This window comes from Nonomuraea mangrovi (assembly GCF_042681425.1).
Classification (GTDB): Bacteria; Actinomycetota; Actinomycetes; order Streptosporangiales; family Streptosporangiaceae; genus Nonomuraea; species Nonomuraea mangrovi.
In genome coordinates, this window is record NZ_JBHUFV010000025.1 from 1 (window position 1) to 20,761 (window position 20,761).

15 protein-coding genes and 4 pseudogenes are annotated in these 20,761 nt (G+C 69.9%); 10 read left to right on the top strand and 9 right to left on the bottom strand.

Annotation, left to right across the window (positions count from 1 at the left end; translation table 11 throughout):
• Positions 1 to 361: pseudogene (locus ACFSKW_RS17020) on the top strand (ABC transporter permease); the annotation flags it as partial.
• A gap of 154 nt (positions 362 to 515) precedes the next feature.
• On the opposite strand, the gene ACFSKW_RS17025 reads toward ACFSKW_RS17020, so the two are convergent.
• Positions 516 to 3,245 carry an AAA family ATPase gene (locus ACFSKW_RS17025; protein WP_379573225.1) on the bottom strand — a complete coding sequence of 910 codons (2,730 nt, stop codon included), beginning with the start codon at positions 3,243 to 3,245 and terminating at the stop codon, positions 516 to 518.
• Between the two features lie 130 nt (positions 3,246 to 3,375).
• On the opposite strand from ACFSKW_RS17025, the gene ACFSKW_RS17030 reads away from it, so the two are divergent.
• The 3 genes and pseudogenes from ACFSKW_RS17030 (at position 3,376) to ACFSKW_RS17040 (ending at position 4,906) form a co-directional block, all read left to right on the top strand.
• Positions 3,376 to 4,137, top strand: coding sequence for a DUF2306 domain-containing protein (locus ACFSKW_RS17030; RefSeq protein ID WP_379573226.1), 762 nt, complete (start codon positions 3,376 to 3,378; stop codon positions 4,135 to 4,137).
• 293 nt (positions 4,138 to 4,430) lie between these two features.
• Positions 4,431 to 4,586 (top strand): annotated as a pseudogene (locus ACFSKW_RS17035) (argininosuccinate synthase); the annotation flags it as partial.
• Positions 4,587 to 4,588: 2 nt separating this feature from the next.
• Positions 4,589 to 4,906 (top strand): hypothetical protein, encoded by a 318-nt coding sequence (locus tag ACFSKW_RS17040; protein ID WP_379573227.1) that lies wholly within the window; start codon positions 4,589 to 4,591, stop codon positions 4,904 to 4,906.
• Positions 4,907 to 5,094: 188 nt separating this feature from the next.
• Here the strand turns inward: ACFSKW_RS17040 and ACFSKW_RS17045 are convergent, their stop codons facing one another.
• On the bottom strand, positions 5,095 to 7,233 hold the full coding sequence (locus ACFSKW_RS17045) for a glycoside hydrolase family 9 protein (RefSeq protein ID WP_379573228.1): 2,139 nt from the start codon (positions 7,231 to 7,233) through the stop codon (positions 5,095 to 5,097).
• Between the two features lie 375 nt (positions 7,234 to 7,608).
• On the opposite strand from ACFSKW_RS17045, the gene ACFSKW_RS17050 reads away from it, so the two are divergent.
• Positions 7,609 to 8,259: a hypothetical protein gene (locus ACFSKW_RS17050; RefSeq protein WP_379573229.1), complete on the top strand. Its 651-nt coding sequence runs from the start codon at positions 7,609 to 7,611 to the stop codon at positions 8,257 to 8,259.
• A gap of 269 nt (positions 8,260 to 8,528) precedes the next feature.
• Here the strand turns inward: ACFSKW_RS17050 and ACFSKW_RS17055 are convergent, their stop codons facing one another.
• Positions 8,529 to 8,744 (bottom strand): hypothetical protein, encoded by a 216-nt coding sequence (locus ACFSKW_RS17055; RefSeq protein ID WP_379573230.1) that lies wholly within the window; start codon positions 8,742 to 8,744, stop codon positions 8,529 to 8,531.
• A gap of 391 nt (positions 8,745 to 9,135) precedes the next feature.
• On the opposite strand from ACFSKW_RS17055, the pseudogene ACFSKW_RS17060 reads away from it, so the two are divergent.
• Positions 9,136 to 11,712, top strand: a pseudogene (locus ACFSKW_RS17060) (AfsR/SARP family transcriptional regulator); the annotation flags it as partial.
• Between the two features lie 185 nt (positions 11,713 to 11,897).
• Here the strand turns inward: ACFSKW_RS17060 and ACFSKW_RS17065 are convergent.
• The 4 genes from ACFSKW_RS17065 to ACFSKW_RS17080 all read right to left on the bottom strand — a co-directional run bounded on the left by ACFSKW_RS17065 (position 11,898) and on the right by ACFSKW_RS17080 (position 14,563).
• Positions 11,898 to 12,959: a DMT family transporter gene (locus ACFSKW_RS17065; protein ID WP_379573231.1), complete on the bottom strand. Its 1,062-nt coding sequence runs from the start codon at positions 12,957 to 12,959 to the stop codon at positions 11,898 to 11,900.
• 61 nt (positions 12,960 to 13,020) lie between these two features.
• A complete protein-coding gene (locus tag ACFSKW_RS17070) occupies positions 13,021 to 13,257 on the bottom strand; it encodes a hypothetical protein (protein WP_379573232.1) in 237 nt (78 codons plus the stop codon).
• Positions 13,254 to 14,393 carry an MFS transporter gene (locus tag ACFSKW_RS17075; protein WP_379573233.1) on the bottom strand — a complete coding sequence of 380 codons (1,140 nt, stop codon included), beginning with the start codon at positions 14,391 to 14,393 and terminating at the stop codon, positions 13,254 to 13,256. The genes ACFSKW_RS17070 and ACFSKW_RS17075 overlap by 4 nt, the downstream gene beginning before the upstream one ends.
• Positions 14,390 to 14,563, bottom strand: coding sequence for a hypothetical protein (locus tag ACFSKW_RS17080; protein ID WP_379573234.1), 174 nt, complete (start codon positions 14,561 to 14,563; stop codon positions 14,390 to 14,392). Before ACFSKW_RS17080 ends, ACFSKW_RS17075 begins: the two co-directional genes overlap by 4 nt.
• 418 nt (positions 14,564 to 14,981) lie before the next feature.
• Between ACFSKW_RS17080 and ACFSKW_RS17085 the strand changes: the two genes are divergently transcribed.
• The 4 genes from ACFSKW_RS17085 (at position 14,982) to ACFSKW_RS17100 (ending at position 18,199) form a co-directional block, all read left to right on the top strand.
• A complete protein-coding gene (locus ACFSKW_RS17085; RefSeq protein WP_379573235.1) occupies positions 14,982 to 15,491 on the top strand; it encodes a hypothetical protein in 510 nt (169 codons plus the stop codon).
• A 454-nt stretch (positions 15,492 to 15,945) separates the two neighbouring features.
• Complete coding sequence (locus ACFSKW_RS17090) at positions 15,946 to 16,338, top strand: hypothetical protein (protein WP_379573236.1); 393 nt, start codon at positions 15,946 to 15,948, stop codon at positions 16,336 to 16,338.
• Positions 16,320 to 16,805, top strand: a complete 486-nt coding sequence (locus ACFSKW_RS17095) for a hypothetical protein (protein WP_379573237.1) — start codon at positions 16,320 to 16,322, stop codon at positions 16,803 to 16,805. Before ACFSKW_RS17090 ends, ACFSKW_RS17095 begins: the two co-directional genes overlap by 19 nt.
• A gap of 476 nt (positions 16,806 to 17,281) precedes the next feature.
• The gene (locus ACFSKW_RS17100; protein ID WP_379573238.1) at positions 17,282 to 18,199 is read left to right on the top strand and encodes an alpha/beta fold hydrolase; all 918 of its coding nucleotides are present in this window, start codon (positions 17,282 to 17,284) and stop codon (positions 18,197 to 18,199) included.
• 932 nt (positions 18,200 to 19,131) lie between these two features.
• On the opposite strand, the pseudogene ACFSKW_RS17105 reads toward ACFSKW_RS17100, so the two are convergent.
• Together ACFSKW_RS17105 and ACFSKW_RS17110 are read right to left on the bottom strand one after the other, a co-directional pair.
• Positions 19,132 to 20,343: pseudogene (locus tag ACFSKW_RS17105) on the bottom strand (RNA polymerase sigma factor); the annotation flags it as partial.
• Positions 20,343 to 20,657 (bottom strand): YciI family protein, encoded by a 315-nt coding sequence (locus tag ACFSKW_RS17110; protein ID WP_379573239.1) that lies wholly within the window; start codon positions 20,655 to 20,657, stop codon positions 20,343 to 20,345. The gene ACFSKW_RS17110 and the pseudogene ACFSKW_RS17105, both read right to left, overlap by 1 nt.
• Positions 20,658 to 20,761: the final 104 nt, after the last annotated feature.

Genomic DNA, 20,761 nt, shown 5'->3' on the forward strand with positions numbered 1-20,761 from the left:
GGCGGGGCTCGCCTACGACGGCGATGTGGCCCGCGTCGCCGGGGCCACGCTGGCCTACCTGCCTGCGGTCTGGACCGTGGTCGGTATCGCGACGCTGCTGTTCGGCATGCTGCCACGGCTGGCGGCGGCCGCGAGCTGGACTGTGCTCGGCCTCTTCCTGGTCGTGGATCTGCTGGCGGAGTTCAAGCTCGCCACCGGGATCGTCCTCAACCTGTCGCCGTTCGTGCACGTGCCGGCGATGTTGCTGGACGGCGTCTCATCACCGGTGGCACCGCTGCTGGGGCTGACTGTTGTGGCCGTAACCCTGGCCACGGCGGGGCTGGCGTTCCTGCGCCGCCGCGACCTGATGCCCTCTGCCTGAACGCTCCCGTAGCGGCGCTGATGGCCGACGCCGCGTCTGCCGAAACTCCATCCCTGCGGGTCAGGCGGCACGTGAGTACTCGTGGATGACTCCTCCGACCGTAGGGGTGAGCGCGGACTCGGTGCCGGATACCGTACGAGCGGGCACGCCTTCGTCAGTCGAGGTCGAGGTCGCGGAGTTCGGCGCGCGTGGAGATCCCGAGTTTGGGGAACGCCCGGTACAGGTGCGAGCCCACCGTCCGCGGGCTGAGGTGCATCCGGTCACCGATCTCGCGGTTGCTCAGCCCTCTCGCGGCGAGCCTGGATACCTCCAGTTCCTGCGGGCTGAGCAGGGCGGCGACCGCCCGGCCCGGGCGGGGCATGGCGCCGCCGGCCGCACGGAACCGGGCGAGGGCACGCCGTGCCCAAGGCTCCGCCCCGAGCGCCTCGAAGCTCTCGCTCGCAGCCCTGAGCATCGCCCGGGCCTCGGTCCCGCGGTGGTTGCGGTGCAGCCACTCGCCGTACAGGAGTTCGATCCTGGCTCGGTCGAAAAGGCGCTGATCGAGCCCGCTGCTCGCCAGCGCGCTCCGGTAGCGGGACTCGGCTTGGGCGTCGTCGGAGAGCATCGCGTGGCAGAGATGGTTCCTGCTCAGGGCCACCGGCCCACGGATGCCGGCGGTCTGAGATCCCACGGCCTCGACGATCCGCCGGGCCCGCTCCGGGTCGCCGGCGCGTACGGCGGCCTCGACCAGGTCCGGGAGCATCGCCAGAGCGACGAAGTCATTGGACTGCGGCGAACCCCGCTCGAACAGGCGCGTCAGCTCCGCGAAGGCCTCCGCCGACGCGCCTTCGCCCAGTGCCAGCAGTCCCAGCGCGCCGGTCGCCGTCGCAGCGGCGATGCGCTCGCGCAGCGGGAACGCGATCTCCAGTGCCTGCCGGGCATACCTGCGACAGGCCGCGGCCTCGCCGCGCACGGCGGCGAACCGCGCCGACTGGGCGAGGAAGTTGGCCGTCCAGCCCCGCTGGCCGGTCTCGTAGCTGAAGCGGAGACCTTCCTCGGCGTGCTCGGTCCCCTCCGCCCAGCGCCCGAGCCGGAACTCGATGTCGGCATGGTAGAACAGCACCTCGGTCAGCAGCGCGGCAGAGCCCTCGGCGCGGACCCGGCGGCCGGTGGCTTCGACGAGCCTGAGGGCCTGGTGGTCGTCTGGCCCCATCCAGCCGATCACGGTCGCCCACATCCACTGCCGCTCATCGCCCCCGCCTCGGCCCCGAGGCATGGTGCCCGGCAGTTCCCACAGCTCGGCCCCGGTGACGACGCCTTCGAAGCCGCCGAGGAGACCTTCGGCGGCGCGGAGCGTCGCCGGTGCGCAGTCCAGGTCGGTGATGCGCCGGGTCGCCCGCAGCGACCCCTCCATGTCGCCGGCGTGCAACGCCGATCCGGCCGCGAGCAGGAGGGTCCAGGCGGCCTCCTCCGGCTCGGTGGACGCCATGAGCTCGGCGCACCGCATCAGGTGTGAGTAGGCGATCGCGGGGTCCCCGCCGTACAACTCGATGATCCCGTTGAGCTGGGCCAGTGTCACGGCGGGCACGGGCTCGGCCATGACGTGGTCGACGAGTTTCCTGGCCAGTCCTGGCCGGCCCGCGTCCAGCGCCACGAAGGCGGCGGTCACCGTCCTCTGGCGGCGGTCGGCGGACGACTCGCTGAGCCGCGCGGCATGCCGCAGGACGGAGATCGCCGCCGCCGCACCGCCGCGCCGCCGGGCGGCGTCGGCGCTGTGCTCCAGCGCGGTGGCGATCTTCTCGTCCGGTGCGGTCGTGGCCACGGCGCGGTGCCAGATCGCCTGGTCGTCCCGTCCGGTCGCGCTCAGGTGCGCGGCGATGGCCAGATGCGCGGCGCGGCGGTGGTCGAAAGACGCGTCCGCGTAAACGGCGGAGCGGATCAGCGGGTGCCGGAAGCCGACCTTGATCCCGTTGAGTTGCACCAATCCCGACCGCTCGGCCGGGCCAAGGGCGTCGGCCGGCAGGCCCAGCCGGGCGGCGGCCCCAAGGACGGTGCCGGCGTCCCCGGTTTCCTCGGCGGCCGCCACCAGCAGTGCGGCACGGCCGTCCGCCGACAGGGCTTCGACCTGGCGCAGGAACGCCGCGCGCACACGGGTGCTCACGGGCAGGGTTCCGGTCATGGCGAGGTCGGGCATGGCGCGATCGGGTTCGTCGAGCCGGGCCAGTTCGATCAGGGCGAGCGGGTTGCCGGCGGTGGCCGTGAAAAGGGCGTCGCGTTGGCGGACAGGCAGCGTCCAGCCGTGCTCCTCGAGCAGCAGCGCGGCCTCTTCCTGGGGCAGCCCGTGCAGCACGAGTTCGGTCAGTCCTGCCGTGTTGACCGGCAGCGGTTCGGGTTCGCGTACGGCGAGCAGCATCGCGAGAGGCTCGTCGGCCAGCCGGCGAGCGGCGAACAGCAGGGCGGCCGCGGAGGCGTGGTCCAGCCACTGCACGTCGTCGACGACGACCAACAGAGGGCGGTCCGCCGCCACCGCCGCGAGCAGCGTGAGCACCGCCGCCGAGACCAGGAAGTCCGAGACCGAGAAGTCCGGGGCCGCGGAGTCGGTGAGGCCGAGCGCGCCGCGCAGCGCCCCGGCCTGGACGCCGGGCAGCGCGTCAAGATGATGGAGTACCGGCCGCAACAGTCCGAGCAGCCCGCTGAACGCGTGTTCGACCTCGGATTCGACGCCGGCACACGCGAGCACACGCATGGGCTCGGAGGTCGCCGCGCTCTCTGCGGCATGGCGCAGCAGCGCGCTCTTGCCGATACCCGCTTCGCCGCGCAGGACCAGCGCCCCGCTGCGGCCGCCTCGCGCGTCGGCGAGCAGCCGGGTGATGGCCTCTCGTTCCCGGCGTCGGCCGTGGATCACGGGCGGGTTCCCGGGTGTCGTGAGTGACTGCAGTCGGTTCGACTCTGGCTCAGGATTCGAGTCCCCCGCGAGGCTGGTCGCGACGGGCGGGCGGTGCGAGCCTGCCGCGACTTCGGTGAGGAGAGCTGTTGTGGCCACGACGTTCATGGGGGCGGGCTCGGCGCCCGGCGAGGACGGGACGGGGACGCCGTCTCCGCGCCCGGCGCCGCGGTCACGGCGTCGACGCCAGCTCGGCTGGATCATTCCGCTGTTCGTCGTGATGCTCGGGTTCGCGGTGTACTCGGTGCCGCCGTATCTCACTTTCGACCCGGCGCAATCACGGGTTGAGCTGTCCGATTCGCCGCCATTTTTCTACTCCCTACTGGTGGCGCACATCATCTTCGGCACGGTGGCCCTGCTGACGGGGTGCTTCCAGGTGTGGCCGTGGTTCCGCCGCAATCACCCCAGGACGCACCGCTGGACGGGGCGGGCGTACTTCTTTCTCGGCGTGTTCCCCGCCGGCATCGCCGTTCTCGGAGTCGCCCCGTTCGGTCACACGGGTTTCGGAGGGAACACCGGGAACACTCTGCTGGGCGTGGTGTGGCTGATCACCGGGTTCGCAGGGTGGCGGATGGCTCGGCAGCGCCGGTTCCCCGAGCACCGCAGGTGGATGATCCGCAGCTTCGCGCTGACCACGTCCATCGTGGCCAGCCGCCTGTGGGCCGGGGTGCTGCTCGCCGTCCAGCTTCCGCTGCTCGACAGCGCCTACGGTGGCGACCAGCAGGCGATGATCGAGGCGATCGGTTCCGCAGGCGTATGGCTCAGCTGGGTCGTCAACCTGCTGATCGCGGAATGGTGGCTGGAACGCACGGACCACACCGGCAAGCCCAAGTCCCGCAAGCGTCCGCGCTGACGTGCCGCGCGGCGGTGATCCGGTGGGGTGTCAGGCCGCGGCGAGACACCGGCTCCCGTCCCCCGCATCCGGGCGACGACCGTCGGGAGATCGTGCATGACACACCCTTCTGACTCACAATGCCGTACGAGATACAGTGTATGTAGTACAGAGAGGAAGGCGATGACAAGCCTGGCAAGCCTTAGGCCGGCTGCCGGGCAGGAACGCCTCTATCGCCACCCTGCTGCGCGACCCGCGTGCGCCCCTCGATCCCGCCATGTGACCTTTCCATCTCCCGCGTCCGCGACCGGTGCGGCACCCCGCACCCGGCCTTGATCGGTGCCGCCAGGACGACTAGCCTGATCGCCGTTCTGCCGGAAGGCGGGGCCGAGGCGATCGCGTCACGCGGGAAGAGCCCCGACCACGACGAGCTGCTCGACCACGCCGCCATGGAGTTGGGGACCGACTGACGATGAGCGCGGAAGAGGATTTCAAGCAGGTCGGCGCCGAGCTGGCCGACCTGGGTGTACGGATCTCCAGGATGATGGGGAGTCCCGCGCTCAAAGATCAGGTGGGGAAGGTGTTCGCGAGCCTGCAGCGCGACGGTGCGATGGTGTTCCGGCTGGTCAGGGATACCCCCGAGCACACAGCCGCGCTCAAACTGCCTGGGGCGTCCCTGTTCGACCCCTCGGGGCAGGGCAGGGCGATAAAGGACTGGGTGGTCGTGCCCCACTCCTCGGTCGAGAAGTGGACGGATCTGGCCGAGGCCGCCCTCAGCCGCCCGCGCTGATCGGTAGGCGGCTCGGAAAGAATGTCCGGTATCGGCGCAGCCTTCTGGGCGGCAAGCTTTTCAGCAGTGTCATGGCTGATGGAGATCGCTGAGGAAGGTGCGGATCTCGTCGGCCTCGGGGACGTCGAGGGCGGTGTACAGGTCAAGGGCCTGTAGGGCGTGGTCGCGAGCGAGGTCGATATGGTTCGCTAAGCCGCCGTGTCCGCGAACGCCGCCACCCAGGCCAGCGCCGAGTTCCAGTTGATCGCGACCTCGTTGGTGGCATAGGAGCCGATGTCATCGATGTAGCACGTGGCGGGCGCGCAACCCGCGAGGATCTGCTCGGCCGGTGCCTTCGCCACCTCGGACACGTCCGAGTTCGGCCCGCCTGCCATCGACCCGGGAGCCGGATGCGGACGAGCCGCGTTGGCCTGGTGTGCCCAGAACCGGTGGTGCTGGTTCCAGCTGGCGCGCTCGCCGTACCCGGTCACGTAGGACTGGTTGAGCGCGTTCCTGCCGAGCAGGTAGTCGAGCGACTCCAGAACGCCGTCCCGGTATTTCGCCTCTCCGGTGATGCCGTGGGCGAAGCCGAGCACCATCGCCTTCTGGGCGGTGGCGCTGGTCGAGCCCCAGGAGTACCGGCGCTTGCCGGGCAGGTCGGGGTTGGGGTAGCCCTGGCTGCGCAGGTCGTCCAGGTGCTTGTCGGCGGCCGTGACGATCCGCGCGCGAGCAGCCGAGTAGCGGGCGTTCTCTCCGCCCGGAACGAGCTTGACGCGTGCCAGGGCCAGGTCGGCGAGGCCGCCGGTCTGCGCCCACGAGAAGTTACCCGGACCCATGGTGTGCTGGATCGAATCCAGGTAGGCGCTGGAGCCGGTGGCCGTGTAGAGCTCGGCCGCCGCCCAGGAGAACTCGTCGGAGACGACGTCGTCGCCGTAGGCCCCGCCACCAGCCGGAGAGGTCGACGGGGCCAGGACCGCAGGGTTCTTCATCGCGGCTGTCCAGGCCAGCCGTGCCGCGTCGAGGCACCTGTCGGCGTAGGCGGCGTCGAAGGGCCGGTAGACCCTGGCACATCTGGCGGCCACGGCGGCCAGGTTGAGCGTAGCGGCCGTCGAGGGCGGGAAGAGCCTGCGCTCGCGTGGGTCCTCGTGCGGGGCCACCATCCCGGTCCACCCGTCGACGTCATGGATCTTGTGATGGGCCATGCCGTCGTCCTGTTGCATGCGCAGCAGGAAGTCCAGTTCCCACTTGGCCTCGTCCAGGATGTCCGGCAGCTCGCCACCCGACTCCGGGATGCTCAGCGACACGCTGCGCGACTGCTCGTAGGAATCGATCAGTTCCCAGGCGGCCAAGGCGCCGTTGACCACGTACTTGCCGTGGTCTCCCGCGTCGTACCAGCCGCCGCGCTGCTCGCCGTCCCCCTGGTTGGGCGCCACGCCGAGGTGCCCGGCGGGCCGCGCGTAGGCGGCTCCGACATGGGCTGCCTCGATCGGGATGCCGGACCGGTTGTGGTAGAAGTACGCCAGCGAGTCCTTGCGCAGCTTGCCGTACAGGCCAGGCGCGATGTCGAACGGCACGCTGCGCTTCCCGTCAACCTCCAGCCGGTAGCTGCCGGGTTCGCGCACCTGGCTGAAGTCGGCGAGGTGGACATGATCGCCGGACATGAGGTCGTCGCCGTACACCTTGGTCGTTCCGGCCGCGGCCTCCGCACCGGCGGAGTCGAGCAACCGCCACGGCAACGCCTCGGTGACCTCACTGACGATCGTGGCCCGCTTCGGCGCGTCGGGCAGGTAACCCACCTGGTTGACCCGCACCGGTGAGCCGAGGTAGCGACCGCCCGGCGGGGTCGCGCCACCGATGAGGGAAACGTTGTCGAGGCACAGCTCGTACGGCTCCTTCGCCCCACCCACCTGGAAGAGCACCTGCCCCTTGGGCTCGTCGACGGCCGGAGTCCCGGTGATCTCGAACCGCTGTGTGGCAGTCGTCACCGGACTCTGTCCCGCCAGCAACGCCGTGTACGGCGCCACGGCCAGTTGTCCGACCACCCTGATCGACACGTTCCTGCTCGCCCTGGCGGTGAAGGCCAGCTTGTACGGCTGGCCGGCCTCGAAGGGCACATCGCTCTGCCCGATCATCACATCCCAGGCGTTGACCGTGCCGGCGGGGACGGTGGCGCAGAGCTCCCCGTTCACCCTGTGCCCAACCAGGTTCTTGGTGCTCCACCAGGAGGCGAGATCGACGTCGAAAGAGCCGTTGCGCAGGCGTTCATAGGTGGCGGCCTGTGCGGGCACCGTGGTGAGGGCCGTGGCCATCACCGTCAACACACAGGTCAGCTGGAGTCGAAATGACACGCCAGCCCTTTCCTCGGATTCGTCGGCCGGACAAGGCAAGCATTCTTGACGATCTTGAAGTGCGCCGCAACACCGCCCACGGAATGACAGACCCTGGCTTGCGGCACTCCCCCGGAACGCAGACAACGGCGGCGCACAGGTGATCAGCGGCAACATAGGCTCACCACTGACAATCGGTCCGACTTGTGTGAAGGATGTGAACGCCGTGACGACGTTGCCCCCTTCGTTCGCCATCGCCACCGCCACCGGGTCGGGTCAGCCGGCCGACACACCCGCGGATAGCCGTGTCATCACGGATAGGCTGACCGGCCGGTCGACAGGGGCTGCGCTCGACGCGCGGCCTGCCCTCGCCGCCGTCGTGAGTTCGTTCCAGGCATGGTGATCCGCAAGCGGGCCGCACGGTCCGCGCAGCGAATCGACGTGACCCGCCTTCCCGAGGACGTCGTGGCACTCATCGACGCCCTCGAGCCTGGTGAGAACCTGGTCGTCACGCGTGACGGCGAGTCGATCGCGACGATCTCCAGCACCATCGACGTGGTCCAAGGCGCCATCGTCGATGCGCCGGACGAGGCGGACGAGGCGGACGATCAAGCACCGATCGACTACGACAGCGTGACGGTCGTGGCCACCGCGATGGAGCTGTCGGCCGCGGCTCGGGTGGCGCTGTCGACCCAACTCGGCGCGGACTACGTCGTGCTCGACATGCACGCGGCTCCCAAGACAGCCGACGTGCTGCTGGTACCGCCGGGCAGCCCGCAGTTGATCTCAGCGCTCCGATCGATGTACCCGAAAGCTCGCGTCGTCGTCACCGAAATCGAGGACCACGAGCTCGGAGTCAATTACCACGGCCCGGTCCGACGGCTGCTCAACGCCGGCGCTGATGCGTATCTACCTCCGGCGACCCTCCCACACCTGGCCAGACAGCTTGACTACACGCTCAATCACGCGCACCAGATCACCGGCGGGGCCACCACGCCACTGCAGATCGCACCGGTCACGGAACCAGCAGGCCCCGATGACGAATAACCCACCGCTTCTCCCGGAGAACGACGAGATCAGCTCGTAAGTCATCCGAGCGTCCTCACTCCAGTCGGTCTGCGCCCGCTCCAGCACCTCCTCCAACGGAGTCGGCCTCGGCCAGGACGTCGATGGCGGTCTCGCGGGGCGGCCCACCCGGTGCCGGCGCCACCACCGCTGGAGCCGGCGCGGCAGCAGATCGCCGTCGTCACCCCCAGCATGCCGAGCATGGCCCGAACCGGCGCGAAGGTATGCCGGCGCGTGGGGGTAGCGGTTGATCAGCGATGGGCCGTTGCGATGAGGCGTCGCAGTGCGGCGTGGGCGGCGTCCGGGTCGGGGATCAGCCCCATCTCGGTGGCCGAGGCGAGCCCCTTGACGAACCCCTCGTCGTAGTCGGCCAGCGGCCCTCCGCGGTCCCGGCCGGCGGGTGCCTGTTCGGGGGCGGGTTGGTGAAGTGCGGTCAGGAAGGCGGCCAGGGCGTCGGCCGCAGCCATGCGGGGCGACAGTAGTCCGTCCCTGGTGCCCGCCTTCAGCGCCAGGCTCGCATCTCCTCGGCCGGCCCCTGGAGGGACTCGACCGGGTGCTCGACCTCCGTCCACGGCGGCGTGAGGTCGGCGGGCTTGAAGCGGGGCACCACGTGGAGGTGGAAGCGGAAGACGCTCTGCCAGGCGTCTCGCCGCCGGCGGACGACCAGCTGCCTGCATAGGCGTTTCAGAGGGTGATGGCCACTCGGGCCAGGTTCTCATGGAGATGCACGGGTTGTGGCCACGCGACCGATTCCGCCTTGGGCAGCTGCGCTCCGCCATGGAGTCGGTTGATAGGTTCCCCACGATCGTGGGATGGCCCCGTTGTGGTCTCCTGAGATCGTTGACCTGCGGAGGAATGATGAGCGTACGGTTCGCGCTGCTCGGCCCCGTGACGGTGTCCGCCGTCGGGCGCCGGGTGCCGGCTGCCTCGCCACGGCATCGAGCGGTCCTGGCCTACCTGCTGCTGCACGCCAGGACGGTGATCAGCGCCGACCGGCTTGTCGGCGCCATCTGGGGGATGACTCCACCCGACACGGCACGGGCCCAGCTCCAGTCCGCGATCGCGGCGATCCGCCAGGTGTTGCGTACGGCCGGCGCGGGAGAGATCCTGCAGACCAGAACAGCCGGATACATCCTGCTCACCGAGCCCGGCCAGGTGGACCTGGAGGTGTTCACTCGCCAGGTCGCCGACGCGCAGGCCGACGCTGAGCGACTGCGGGAGGCGCTGGCCCTGTGGCAGGGTGAACCGCTGGGCGGGCTGAACGCCGACTTCGTCGACCAGGCCAGGACGCGGCTGCAGGAGCGTCGGCTGAGCGTCGTCGAACGGCTGGCCGAGCGGGAGCTGGCCCTGGGCCTGCACGCGGAGATCGTCGACGGATTGACCGCCGAACTGGCCGAGCACCCCTTGCGGGAGCGGCTCTGCGGGCTGCTCATGCTGGCGCTGCACCGTAGCGGCCGGCAGGTTGACGCGCTGAACGTCGCCAGAAGCTTCCGAGAACGGCTGGTCGATCAGCAGGGGCTCGACCCCGGCCGGGCGTTTCTCGATCTTGAGCAGTCGATTCTGCGGGCCGATCCCAGCCTGAGTCCGCCGACGGGGCAAGAGCCGGAGCCGGCCGCGGCACCCGAGCGGGCCACTCGGCAGCCGACCTCGTTCCTGCCGATGGACGTACCGGACTTCGCTGGACGGCCCGGTGAGCTGGACTGGATCACGCAGCCACATTCCGAGCTTGGCGGGATCGTGACGATCGACGGCATGGCAGGCGTCGGCAAGACGGCCCTTGCCGTCCGCGCCGCGCACCACCTGGCCGAGCGTTTCCCCGACGGGCAGCTCTTCGTCGACCTGCACGCCCACACCACCGGTCAGGCGCGAGTGGAGCCGGGAGCCGCTCTGGAGACCCTGCTGCGCCAGCTCGGCATCCCGGCCGAGCGCCTTCCTACGGACACGGTGGCGCTGTCCGCGCTCTGGCGGGGTGAGCTGGCGAGTCGCCGCCTGCTCGTGTTGCTCGACAACGCGGGCGACACCGATCATGTACGTCCGCTGCTTGCCGGCGCCTCCCGCAGCCTGGTCCTGGTGACCAGCCGACGGCGGCTGGTCAACCTGGACGGTGCTCACGCGCTGTCACTGGACGTGCTGTCCGCCGACGACGCCGGCGCGTTGTTCACCTCGATCGTGGGCGAGCGGGCGCTGGCCGAACCGGTCAGCGCGCTGGACGTGCTCCAACTGTGCGGCTTCCTGCCGCTGGCCGTGCGGATCGCCGCCGCCCGCCTGCGCCACCGCCCGCGGTGGACGGTGGCCTATCTCGCCGAGCGGCTGCGCGACCAGCGCCGCCGCCTTGCCGAACTGTCCACTGCGGAGCGAGGGGTCGCTGCCGCGTTCGCCCTGTCCTACCAGCAGCTGAACCCGGCGCAGCAGCGGATGTTCCGGTTGCTGGGACTGCACCCGGGCATCGATGCCGACATGCGTGCCGCGGCCGTGCTCGCCGATCTTCCGCCTGAGGAGGGCGAGGAGATCCTGGAGGACCTCCTCGACGCCAACATGCTGATGCAGCAGGAGATCGGCCGCTACACCTTCCACAACCTCCTCCGGGAGCAAGCCTTCAGAACCGCCGGCGACGAGGAGAGCGCCGAGACCAGGAACGCCGCCCTGACCAGGTTGCTCGACCACTACCTGCATACCGCGGCAGCTGCCATGGACCTGCTCTACCCCGACGGGAGCCGCCATCGGCCGCGTTTCGCCGAGCCGGTGGACCTGCCCTTCGAGGACGTCGTGGGCGCGACGGCCTGGATGGACGCGGAGCGGGCGAACCTGATCCGTGCCGGTGTCCACGCCGCTGACGCCGCCTGGCCCGCGCACGCGCTGGCCATCGCTCAGACCTTCCACCGCTTCCTTGCCGAACGCACGCATTACGGTGACGCCCTGACGATCAACGCGGCGGCGGTGCGGGCCAGCCGCAGCCTCGGCGACGTGTTCGCGGAAGGCCTCGCCTACAGCTCTCTCGGAGACGTCCACTGGCCGCAGGGCAACCATGTCGAGGCCGACGAGTGCTTCACCCGGGCCGTGGAGCTCTTCCGGCAGGCCGGAGAGCACAGCGGGGAAGCCAGCGCGCTGAACAACCTCGCCGGCATCCACGTGTCGTGGGGCGACTATGAGCGCGCTCGCTCCTACTACCTTCAGTGCCTGGAGATCTACCGCCGGCACGGCGAGCGGGACGGCGAGGCGGTCGCGTTGAGCAACCTGGGGCTCCTCGAGGTGGAGCTCGTCGACTACCACCGGGGCTTCGAGCGCCTTCGTGAGGCCATGGCCATCGCCCGCAGCGTGGGCTACCAGGCGCTGGAGGCCCACTGCGTCGCCTGCCTGGGAAGCGCGTACCAGGGGCTTGGGAACCACCGGCAGGCCCTCGACCACTACGGTCAGGCTCTGCGGATCTATCGCGACCTCGGCAACCGCTACCGTGAGTCCGAGGTGCTCACCCAGCTCGGTGACGCCACCCGCGCCGCGGGCGAGCCGGCCCTGGCCATGGCCGACCTGCAAGCCGCTCTGGCCGTCGCGGACGAGATCGGCAACCGCCCCTGCCAGGCCGCGGCCCACTGGAGCCTGGCAGCCGCGCACCGCGACCTGGGTCAGAACGACCTCGCGCGGGTCCATGCCGGGCGGGCCATGGAGCTGTTCACCGAGCTCGGCGTGCCGGAAACCGAGGATTCCCGTCCCAGGCGCCGCGCCTTCTCGGTGTGCGGCACGTCTATGGGCCTGCCGGCCGAGCGCTGACCACGAACCGGCCGGCGCGAGCCGTACAGAACGCCCAGAACGATCACGGCGCATCCGGCGAGCTGGAGTCCTGACGGGCGCTCGCCGAGGAACGCCGCGGAGATGGTCACGGTCGACATCGGCTGGATGAGCAGCAGAAGCGCGGTGAGAGCCGTGGGTTGCCTGGGCAAGGAGTAGGTGATCAGCGTCCAGCCGAGCACCTGCGGGCCGAGCGCGAGCAGGAGCAGCCAGCCGTGCGCCGGCCAGTCCGGCGTCAGGTCGACGCCGCCGGACAGCGGGCTGAGCAGCGCTATGCAGGCCACGGCGGCGACCGTGCTGTGCGCGAGCGGGCCGGCCGTACGGCGGGGTTCGCCGGAGACGGCCCGCATGACCAGCAGGTAGGCGGCGTAGGCGATGGAGGTCGCCAGCCCGAACACCACGCCGAGCAGCGGGCTGGCCCCGTAGGCCGCGCTGTCGAAGACGCCCGAGATGAGCATGACGCCTCCGAAGACCACCGGCGTGGCGATCATCAGCGGACGCGGGGGCCGCTCGCCGAAGACGACCCACGCGCCGAACGCCACCAGGAACACCTGGAGGTTTCCCAGCACCGTGGCCAGCCCGGCGCCCACATGGGCGATGGCGTGATGCCAGAAGAGCAGATCGAGCGCGAACAGCAGGCCCGCGAGCCAGGCGAGGTAGCGCGCCCTGGACGGCATCGGTCCCAGCGTGCGCCGCTCCAGCCAGGCCAGCACCAGCAGCGGCGGCACCGCGTACAGGCAGCGGAACAGCGCGGAGGTGGCGGGCGACACCTCCGAGAGGCGGACGAGAGGCGCCGAGGTCGAGATGATCAGAGCCCCTATCACCGCGATCAGCACGAAACGGCGCTGCGTGGTCGAGGCGGTCGCCATCCTGCCGACGCCGAAGATTGCGGACTGCATGTGCCCTCCGTTCTCGCGTTACGGCTCGCGCCAGGCGGCGCGAGCCGTACCAGCTCTTCTGTCAGTCGGTGTGGCGGACGAGCGGCCAGTCGATGGCCACGCGGCCGGCCTGGCCCTCGCGGGCGGCTGTGGCCTCGTCCGCGCCGAGCCCGGCCACCTTGGTGCCGATGATGGCTCTCGACGACGCGCGTCGCTTCGCCGAATCCGCCTCCTCCGCCGGGTCTGCCTCGACCTCGACGAAGGCATGCGCCTTCCACGTCTCCCGCTTCGCGAAGAAGATCTGCCGGCTGGATGTCAACGGTGGCGTGCCGTGCCGGGGACACGGGTCTCCTTCTCGAGCAGTGTGAGGGCGATCAGGCTCAGCAGAAGGCCAAGCCCGAAGTAGGCGTGGTAGGTGTCGGTGAGGGCGTGGATCGCCGCCGCGACGCCGAGCCCGGTGGCGGCTGCGAACTGATGGGCCACCCAGGCGGGGGCCAGCGTCCGGCCCAGGCGGGCCGGGTCGAGGCCGCGCGAGAGCACGGCCATGGTCAGCGGGATGACGGGGAACGAGGAGAGGCCGAAGATCACCGCTCCGGCGACGAGCGTGATCGGGTCGCCCGCCACGAAGATGAGCAGCATGGACAGGGCACGCAGCGCGTGCAGGATCTTCAATGGCAGGTCGGGCGCTCGGCCGCGCAGGACGCGGACCAGCACCGCCGAGGTGAGTCCGGCGGCCACGGCGGCGACCGCGACCAGGCGGCCGGCGTCGGTGACCGACCAGTCCAGCTCGGTGGCGTGCTTGGGCAGGATCAGCACGGTCACGTACATGGTGGCCGCGTGCAGGCCGAAGGACGCCACGATCCGGCCCCGGCCGCGCAGGCTCTCCTTGCCGTCGGCGCGCGAGGCGGGCTTGTCGGCAGGCAGAACGACGGCGATCACCAGGGTGGCGGCCAGGCCGGCCACGCCCAGGATCGCGTAGGTGGCCCGGAGGCCGACCGGCTCGAACAGCGCGGTCGCGGCCCACGGGGTGAGCAGCTGGCCCAGGTTGATGCCGACCGCCGCCTTGGTGAGCGCGGGTCCGGCCTGCTTGCCGTACACCCGTCCGATCAACGTGCTGATCGTCAGGCTGGACGAGCCGGCGAACCCCAGCCCGCCCAGCAGCGTGTACGCGGCCACGAACTGCCAGCCGCTCTGGACCACCGCGAGCGCCAGATAGCCGGCCGAGATCAGCAGCAGGCCGAGCAGCAACACCCAGCGGGCGCCGATCCGGTCCAGCAGCGTCCCGACGTACGGCTGAGCCAGCCCGGTCAGCGCGGTGCTGAGCGCTGCGGCCACCGCCAGCACGGTGACGCTCACCCCGTAGGCGCCGGCGGCCGGGGCGAAGAACACGCCCGCCGAGAAGTTCAGGCCGAACGACACGGTCGTCGCCGCCAGAGCGGCCCAGGCGACCTTCACGCCTTCCCCGCCTCCGCTGCGCGCAGGTCGCGCAGCAGGGCGATGGCGGTCTCGTCGATCAGATCTCCATCTCCATCCCGCCCAGCTGGAACTTCCCCGCCGCGCGCAGGAGGGCGGTGTTGTGCGAGTCGGCGACGCAGGCCGCCGGGAAAGCCGATGATCTTGGTCACGGAGAGTCCAATCAAGGGAGGATGCGGTAGGGCGAACGTCTCCATCGGACCCCGGGGCGGCGGATCCGCGCGGGCAGGAGGCCGCAGCCGCCGGCACGGGGACCTGTTCACCCCAGGCGCCGGCACCGAGCATGCGCGCCGCCCTTGATGGAAGCTCTACGGATTCGCCATGGACTTCCTGCAAGGCCGGTCAGCCCAGGGTCGCGAGAAACGGATCGAGACCCCCGTACGGTTCCGCTCCTGATTCGCGTCGGACCCGGCGGTGCCAGGGCTGTCAGGTTGGAAAGAGCTCAGTGTGCATTTCGCCGCAGACTTGCGAGGCGGACGGCCAGAAGGTGGACGGTGAAACGGCGGATGCCCAAACGGCGGACAACGGGCCGGGCTACGCACGTCAGACAAGCAGGCCCGCCGTCAAGTCATGAACGACACGGTTACCTCGACGATCAGGAAGACGGCCGCCTTCGGAACGGGCGCGGCCCTGGCCGCCGGTCTCATGAGCGGTACGGCCCAAGCAGCCCCGAGCGCGACGACGGCCGCCGGCCTGACGCCCAGCGCGAGCCGACCGATCTCCGTCGCCATCATGCGACCCATCCGAGTCAACTGCGGGATCGTGACCTGCTCGGCCTACCTGAGCAGGGCGCGCACCACCGCCGCCCATCAGGCGTTCCTGAGCCACGCCGACGCCAAGGTCAAGGATCTGAACGCGCTCTGCGATTCCGCGAAGACCGCCGCGTTCGATGGTTCGAGCCTCTGCAAACGGGCCCTGGACCGTTTCGGCGGTGCCGTGGGCAGGAATCTCGCAGCAGCAACCAAGCGCGGCGGATGCTTCGTCGTTCGATGGAGCCCGGGGAAGGCGGTCTTCGGGGCGGTCGATCTGTACTCGTTCGGCAACGTTCCACTGAGTAACCCGTTCTGCGATGCCATCTGAGCAGGTGCGCCGGAAGACGCGGGAAGCTCACGGTGAGATGTCACGGTGAGTTGGGGCCACCTGCCGTGGCCTGACGCTGCTTTCGTCGCCCGCTCCGGTGGTCGCCGGCGTCCGGGCCGGCTCGCTCACCTCGTTCTCCCATCCGGTCGGTGGCTCAATGTCGGCCTGGTCGCCGTCGACGTCGCATGGCCGTCACGACAGAACGGCCGGCCGCGTCAGGAAATCTCTCGCCCGCCGGTGTTTGGGCCGGCGCGGAAGGGTAGCTCTGGGGGTTTGCGAGACCGGCGGCGCCGCCGAAGGGCGTTGACCGTTCCGGCGCGGTCGTCGAGCGGTCCCAGGGCGCCGGCCGCCGCCTTGCTGAAGGCGCCCGCAGTGCGCGGGGCGATCGCCGCCAGGTCGCTTCAGGGCGAAATCCCCCATGACACTCCGTCGAATCCACGAAAGGACTCTTTCCATGCGCCGCACCATCGGTGTGACTGCAGCCGTGACGATCGCCGCAGGCATCCTCGTGACGGCACCTGCCGCCGTCTCCGCCCCGAGCGAGGCCGTAAGCGCTCAGACCACGAACACGTCCCTGCTGGACGTTCACAAGAAGTCCCGAAAGTGCGACAAGCCAAAGAACAAGGGGTTCAACATCTCCTGGAAGGACGGAGTCTCGTCCACCACGTTCTACTTCAACAACCACCGCAAGGAGACCAACCGCGTCAGGGTGTGGTACGCCTCGGCCGGAATGAAATGTAAGGCCATCACCGTGAAGCCCGGAACCAAAGGGAGCAAGAAGCTGCACAGAATTTATTACCACAATCTCATGGAGGTGGACTTCGGCAAGTGCCCCTACTGGCCGTAAGCCTCCTCAACGCCCATGAGCGTCTCGTCAACGGCTTCAACCGTGAAAGGAATATCACCATGCGCCGCACCGTCGGTGTGACAGCAGCCACGACGATCGCCGCAGGACTCATCGCGACGACCCCCGCCGCGGCCTCCTCGGTCCCGAGCGAGACGACCACCACCGCGACCACTCCAACCACGAACGCATCCGCGCTGGACACTCACAAGAAGTCCCGAAAGTGCGACAAGCCGAAGAGAAAGAAGTTCAACATCTCCTGGTCCCCAGGAATGTCGTCCACCACGTTCTACTTCAACAACCACTGCAAGGAAACGAATCACATCAAGGTATGGGCCACGGACTCTGTCACGCATGTCACCGTGTGCGAGAACGTCAGGGTCAGACCCGGGGTCAGAGGAAGCAAGAAGATCTGGGGCCCCGCAAAGGGCAACATCGACATGGTCACCTTCGGCAGATGCCCCTGGTAGCCGTGCGCTCCCAACCCCATGTCAGGCGCGCGCGCTTCACCACCTCACCTGGAGTTCGTTCGCCGGTGTCTCCCACAGAACCGCCAGAACCGCTCGAATGCGCGCGACGCGCGGACGGCACGTCGCGAATGCCACGGTGAACCGGCATCGCGGGCCTCGGCGACAACCACCGCTCCGTGATCCGCGTCCGGAGGCCCACGACGAGACGGCTCGGGCGATGTGGATCCTACGAGCGGCGGGGAAGGACAACCGAACGAACAGTCCGGACCTCGAAGACGCCGTTGCACAAGGCATGCCGGCCTGCGACTTCGACCGGATCCGCCGCTCGACCTTGCCGTGTCCCAGCCATAGAACACGACCGCGCCGATCCTGGCCCCTGGCCCCAGTGCTTGTTGGCATGTTCAAGGTCCATTGGGTGGTTCTGACCCTTGGGTTCGTGGGAATCGGCGGGATAGACCGACCAAGGAGACCTCAAGATGCAGGCGACTGACAAGCCACGCCACCGCAGCCTCGACGTGGACGGACTCGAGGTCTTCTACCGGGAGGCCGGCGCGGCGGACAAGCCTTGCGTACTGCTGCTGCACGGCTTCCCGAGCTCCTCGCACACCTTCCGGCACGTGCTCTCGCCACTGGCCGAGGTGAGCCGGGTCATCGCCCCGGACCTGCCGGGCTTCGGGTTCTCCGCGGCGCCCGGTGTCGACGAGTACGAGTACACGTTCGCCAACCTGGCCGACACCGTCGAGGCGTTCCTCGAGCGGATCGGCGTCGACGAGTTCTTCGTCTACCTGCACGACTTCGGCGCCCCGGTCGGCTACCACCTCGCCACCCGGCGTCCCGAGCGCATCCTCGGGCTCATCGTGCAGAACGGCAACGCCCACGAGGATGGCCTGGGCAGTCAGTGGGACAGCGCACGGGCCTTTTGGGCCGATCCCTCGGAGGCCAACCGTGCCCGGCTGCCCGAGTGGCTGAACTTCGAGGGCACTCGCGAGCAGTACCTGGGCGGGCTGCCGGAGCGGGTGCGCGTTCTCCAGCCGCCCGAGGCGTGGCACCTGGACTGGGAGCGGATGTCGCGGCCGGGCAACGTCGAAGCCCAGTTCCGGTTGTTCTGCGACTACGCCGGCCACGTCGCCCGCTTCGGCGAGCTGGCCGACTTCCACCGGACCCGCCAGCCTCCGTGTCTGCTGCTCTGGGGGCGCCACGACCCGTTCTTCGACCTGTCCGAGATCATGGGCTACGCGCGAGCGCTCGACCGGCTCGAGATGCACGTCTACGACGCCGGCCACCTCCTGCTCGAGACCCACGCGCCCGAGTGTGCCGCGGCGATCGGGGCCTTCATCACCGATGTCACCGCCGAGCGCGCCATGGCCGACGTCATCCCCAGTCGTCGACGCTGACGTACGGCCGGGGCGGGGTGACGGGAGCGTCCGTGCCCCTGGGCGCCTTGCGCGCGTCGACGCACGTCCGCTCGCGCATGCCTGGACGGCCACGCTCGCCTCGCCGAGACCACCGGCATGGCCACACGGTGCTATTTCCGGTCGCCACAGAGCGCCGTGAGGCGGCCTTCGGTCACAAGCCGTTCGCCCGGATTCGTTCTGGAAGCCAGCTGGTGGAGGGTGTAGCCCGCGGCCTTCTTGAAGAGGTACTCGGCGCGTTCGTACGAAAGCCGCCCCCGTCCCGTGTCCGGGCACAGGTCGGCGGGCTCGGGCATGCGGGCCGGGGCGGGTCGCCGGTCGGCCAGGAACAGGGGGCCGCGGGTCCGGCCCGCCATCAGCTCGGGCAGCAGGGCGGCCGTGCCGTACCCCCAGAAGATCCAGACCGGCCCTGTCCTGGTGGCGACCCGGCCGCGGCGGCCGGCAAGGTCGAGGTCCTCGATGTCGAGCGACAGGGCCGCCTTCGCGGACGCTCCCGACTCGTGCAGGAGCCGCCACAGGGTCCGCTCGCGCAGGGACGGATGCCGCCACAGGGCGTCCAGGTCCGGCCCGTGGACGGCTGGGCGTCGTTCGCGGCTTTCCGGCTTCCTGCCCAGCTCGGTCGACAGGTCCTCGATGGCGGCCCAGGACGAGAATGAGCGTACGGCGGCGCGGTGCCGGTTCCAGGTCTTGGGCGCCGCCGTCCCCCAGGCGACGGCGAAGACCTTGGCCACCTTCCCGGCGGTCACGTCGGCCAGCGGGGTGCCGGGGCCGAGGTCCAGGCGCAGGCGGCGCAGGGTCTGGGCGTAGGAGCGGATCGTCTCGGCGTTCAGGTCGCCGCGGGCCAGGAAGCGCTCCGCGGCCTCGCCCAGCGTGATGCCCGTCTGCTGAGGAGGCGCCTGGGCCTTGCCGGTGGCGGCGCGTTTGAGGAGGAACGCGCGTTCCGCGGCGTTGCCGGTGAGTGCGGCGGCGCGTTCGAAGTCCTTGCCGGCTTCGCGGTGCCGGCCGAGCCTGGCCAGCAGGTCGCCGCGCACCACCGACAGCAGGTGGTAGTCCTTGAGAGCCGGATCGGCGGCCACCGTCTCGACGAGGTCCAGACCTGCCTGGGGGCCGTGGGCCATGCCGAGGGCCACGGCCCGGTTGAGCTGGATCACCGGGGACGGCCTCAGCCGTACCAGCGCCTCGTAGAGTGTCGCGATCTGCGCCCAGTTCGTATCGTCCGCGGTCCTCGCCTGCGCGTGGGAGACGGCGATCGCGGCCTGCAGTACGTAGGGGCCGAGCGGGCCGCCGGCCTCCCTCGCCCGCAACATCGCCGCGAAGCCGCGGGTGATCAGGAGCCGGTCCCAGAGCCCGCGGTCCTGCTCGTGCAGCTGGATGGGCTCGCCCGAAGGTCCGGTGCGCGCGACCGCGCGTGACGCCTGGATCTCCATCAGAGCGACCAGGCCGTGCACCTCGGCTTCGCGGGGCGCCAGCTCGGCCAGCAGCCTGCCCAGGCGCAGCGCCTCCAGGGCGAGCGACGGACGCATCAGGTCGTCACCGGAGGTCGCCGAGTAGCCCTCGTTGAAGATCAGGTAGATGACGTCGAGTACGGACGTCAGCCGGTCGGCGAGCTCCGGCCCCGACGGCAGTTCGAACGGGACCTGCTCCTCGGTGAGGGTGCGCTTGGCCTTGGCGATGCGCTGGGAGACGGTCTGCTCCGGTACCAGGAACGCCCGCGCGATCTCCAGGGCGCCCAGGCCGCCGAGCAGCCGGAGGGTCAGCGCGACCCGCTGCTCGGGGGGTAGCACGGGGTGGCAGGAGACGAACATCAGGCGCAGCACGTCGTCGTCGAGGTCGAGATCCTGGCGCTCCTGCGTGCGGGCGATCTCCTCGTGCTTGCGCCCCATCCGCTCGTTGCGGCGGATGTGGTCGATCGCGCGACGTTTGGCCGTGGTCATGAGCCACGCGCCGGGGTTGTCAGGGACGCCGTGCTCGGGCCACTGCTCCAGCGCGGCCACCAGCGCGTCCTGGGCGAGTTCCTCGGCCAGGCCGACGTCGCGGACCATCCTGGTCAGGCCCGCGATGATCCGCGCGGACTCGAGCTTCCAGACCGTGTTGACCGCTCCGTGAGCGTCCCGGGCCGCGCTCATCAGTAGATCTGCTGCATCCGGCCCTCACCATCGCCGATGATCTTGAAGAAGCGGCGGGACAGCTCCAGCGCCTCCTGCCTGGACCCCACGTCGATCAGCGCGAACCCGCCCGCCATCTCCTTCGCCTCGGCGAAGGGGCCGTCGGTCACCGTGAGTTCGCCGCCGACGGACTTGAGCACGCTGCCTCCCAGCTCCATCCCGCCGGTGGCCAGCAGTACCCCTGCCTGGGTCAGCTCCTGGATGAACTTGCCCATCTCGATCTGGAGGGTTTCGTCCGCCCTCTGCTCGCTCACGCTCGTCAACAGAAATCGCATGCCCTACTCCCATTCTTTCTCGAGCAACCCTAGCCTCCTTGCGTTCCCTGTCACATCGCGTGGACGACGCGTAGGCAAAACCACGAAGGGAACAGGGAACATGA

Excerpts from the sequence above, each read along its gene's own strand:
- ACFSKW_RS17040 (WP_379573227.1), top strand. The coding sequence starts at position 4,589 with ATGAGCGCGGAAGAGGATTTCAAGCAGGTCGGCGCCGAGCTGGCCGAC.
- ACFSKW_RS17050 (WP_379573229.1), top strand. The coding sequence starts at position 7,609 with ATGGTGATCCGCAAGCGGGCCGCACGGTCCGCGCAGCGAATCGACGTG.
- ACFSKW_RS17055 (WP_379573230.1), bottom strand. The coding sequence starts at position 8,744 with ATGGCTGCGGCCGACGCCCTGGCCGCCTTCCTGACCGCACTTCACCAA.
- ACFSKW_RS17065 (WP_379573231.1), bottom strand. The coding sequence starts at position 12,959 with ATGCAGTCCGCAATCTTCGGCGTCGGCAGGATGGCGACCGCCTCGACC.
- ACFSKW_RS17085 (WP_379573235.1), top strand. The coding sequence starts at position 14,982 with ATGAACGACACGGTTACCTCGACGATCAGGAAGACGGCCGCCTTCGGA.
- ACFSKW_RS17090 (WP_379573236.1), top strand. The coding sequence starts at position 15,946 with ATGCGCCGCACCATCGGTGTGACTGCAGCCGTGACGATCGCCGCAGGC.
- ACFSKW_RS17100 (WP_379573238.1), top strand. The coding sequence starts at position 17,282 with ATGCAGGCGACTGACAAGCCACGCCACCGCAGCCTCGACGTGGACGGA.
- ACFSKW_RS17110 (WP_379573239.1), bottom strand. The coding sequence starts at position 20,657 with ATGCGATTTCTGTTGACGAGCGTGAGCGAGCAGAGGGCGGACGAAACC.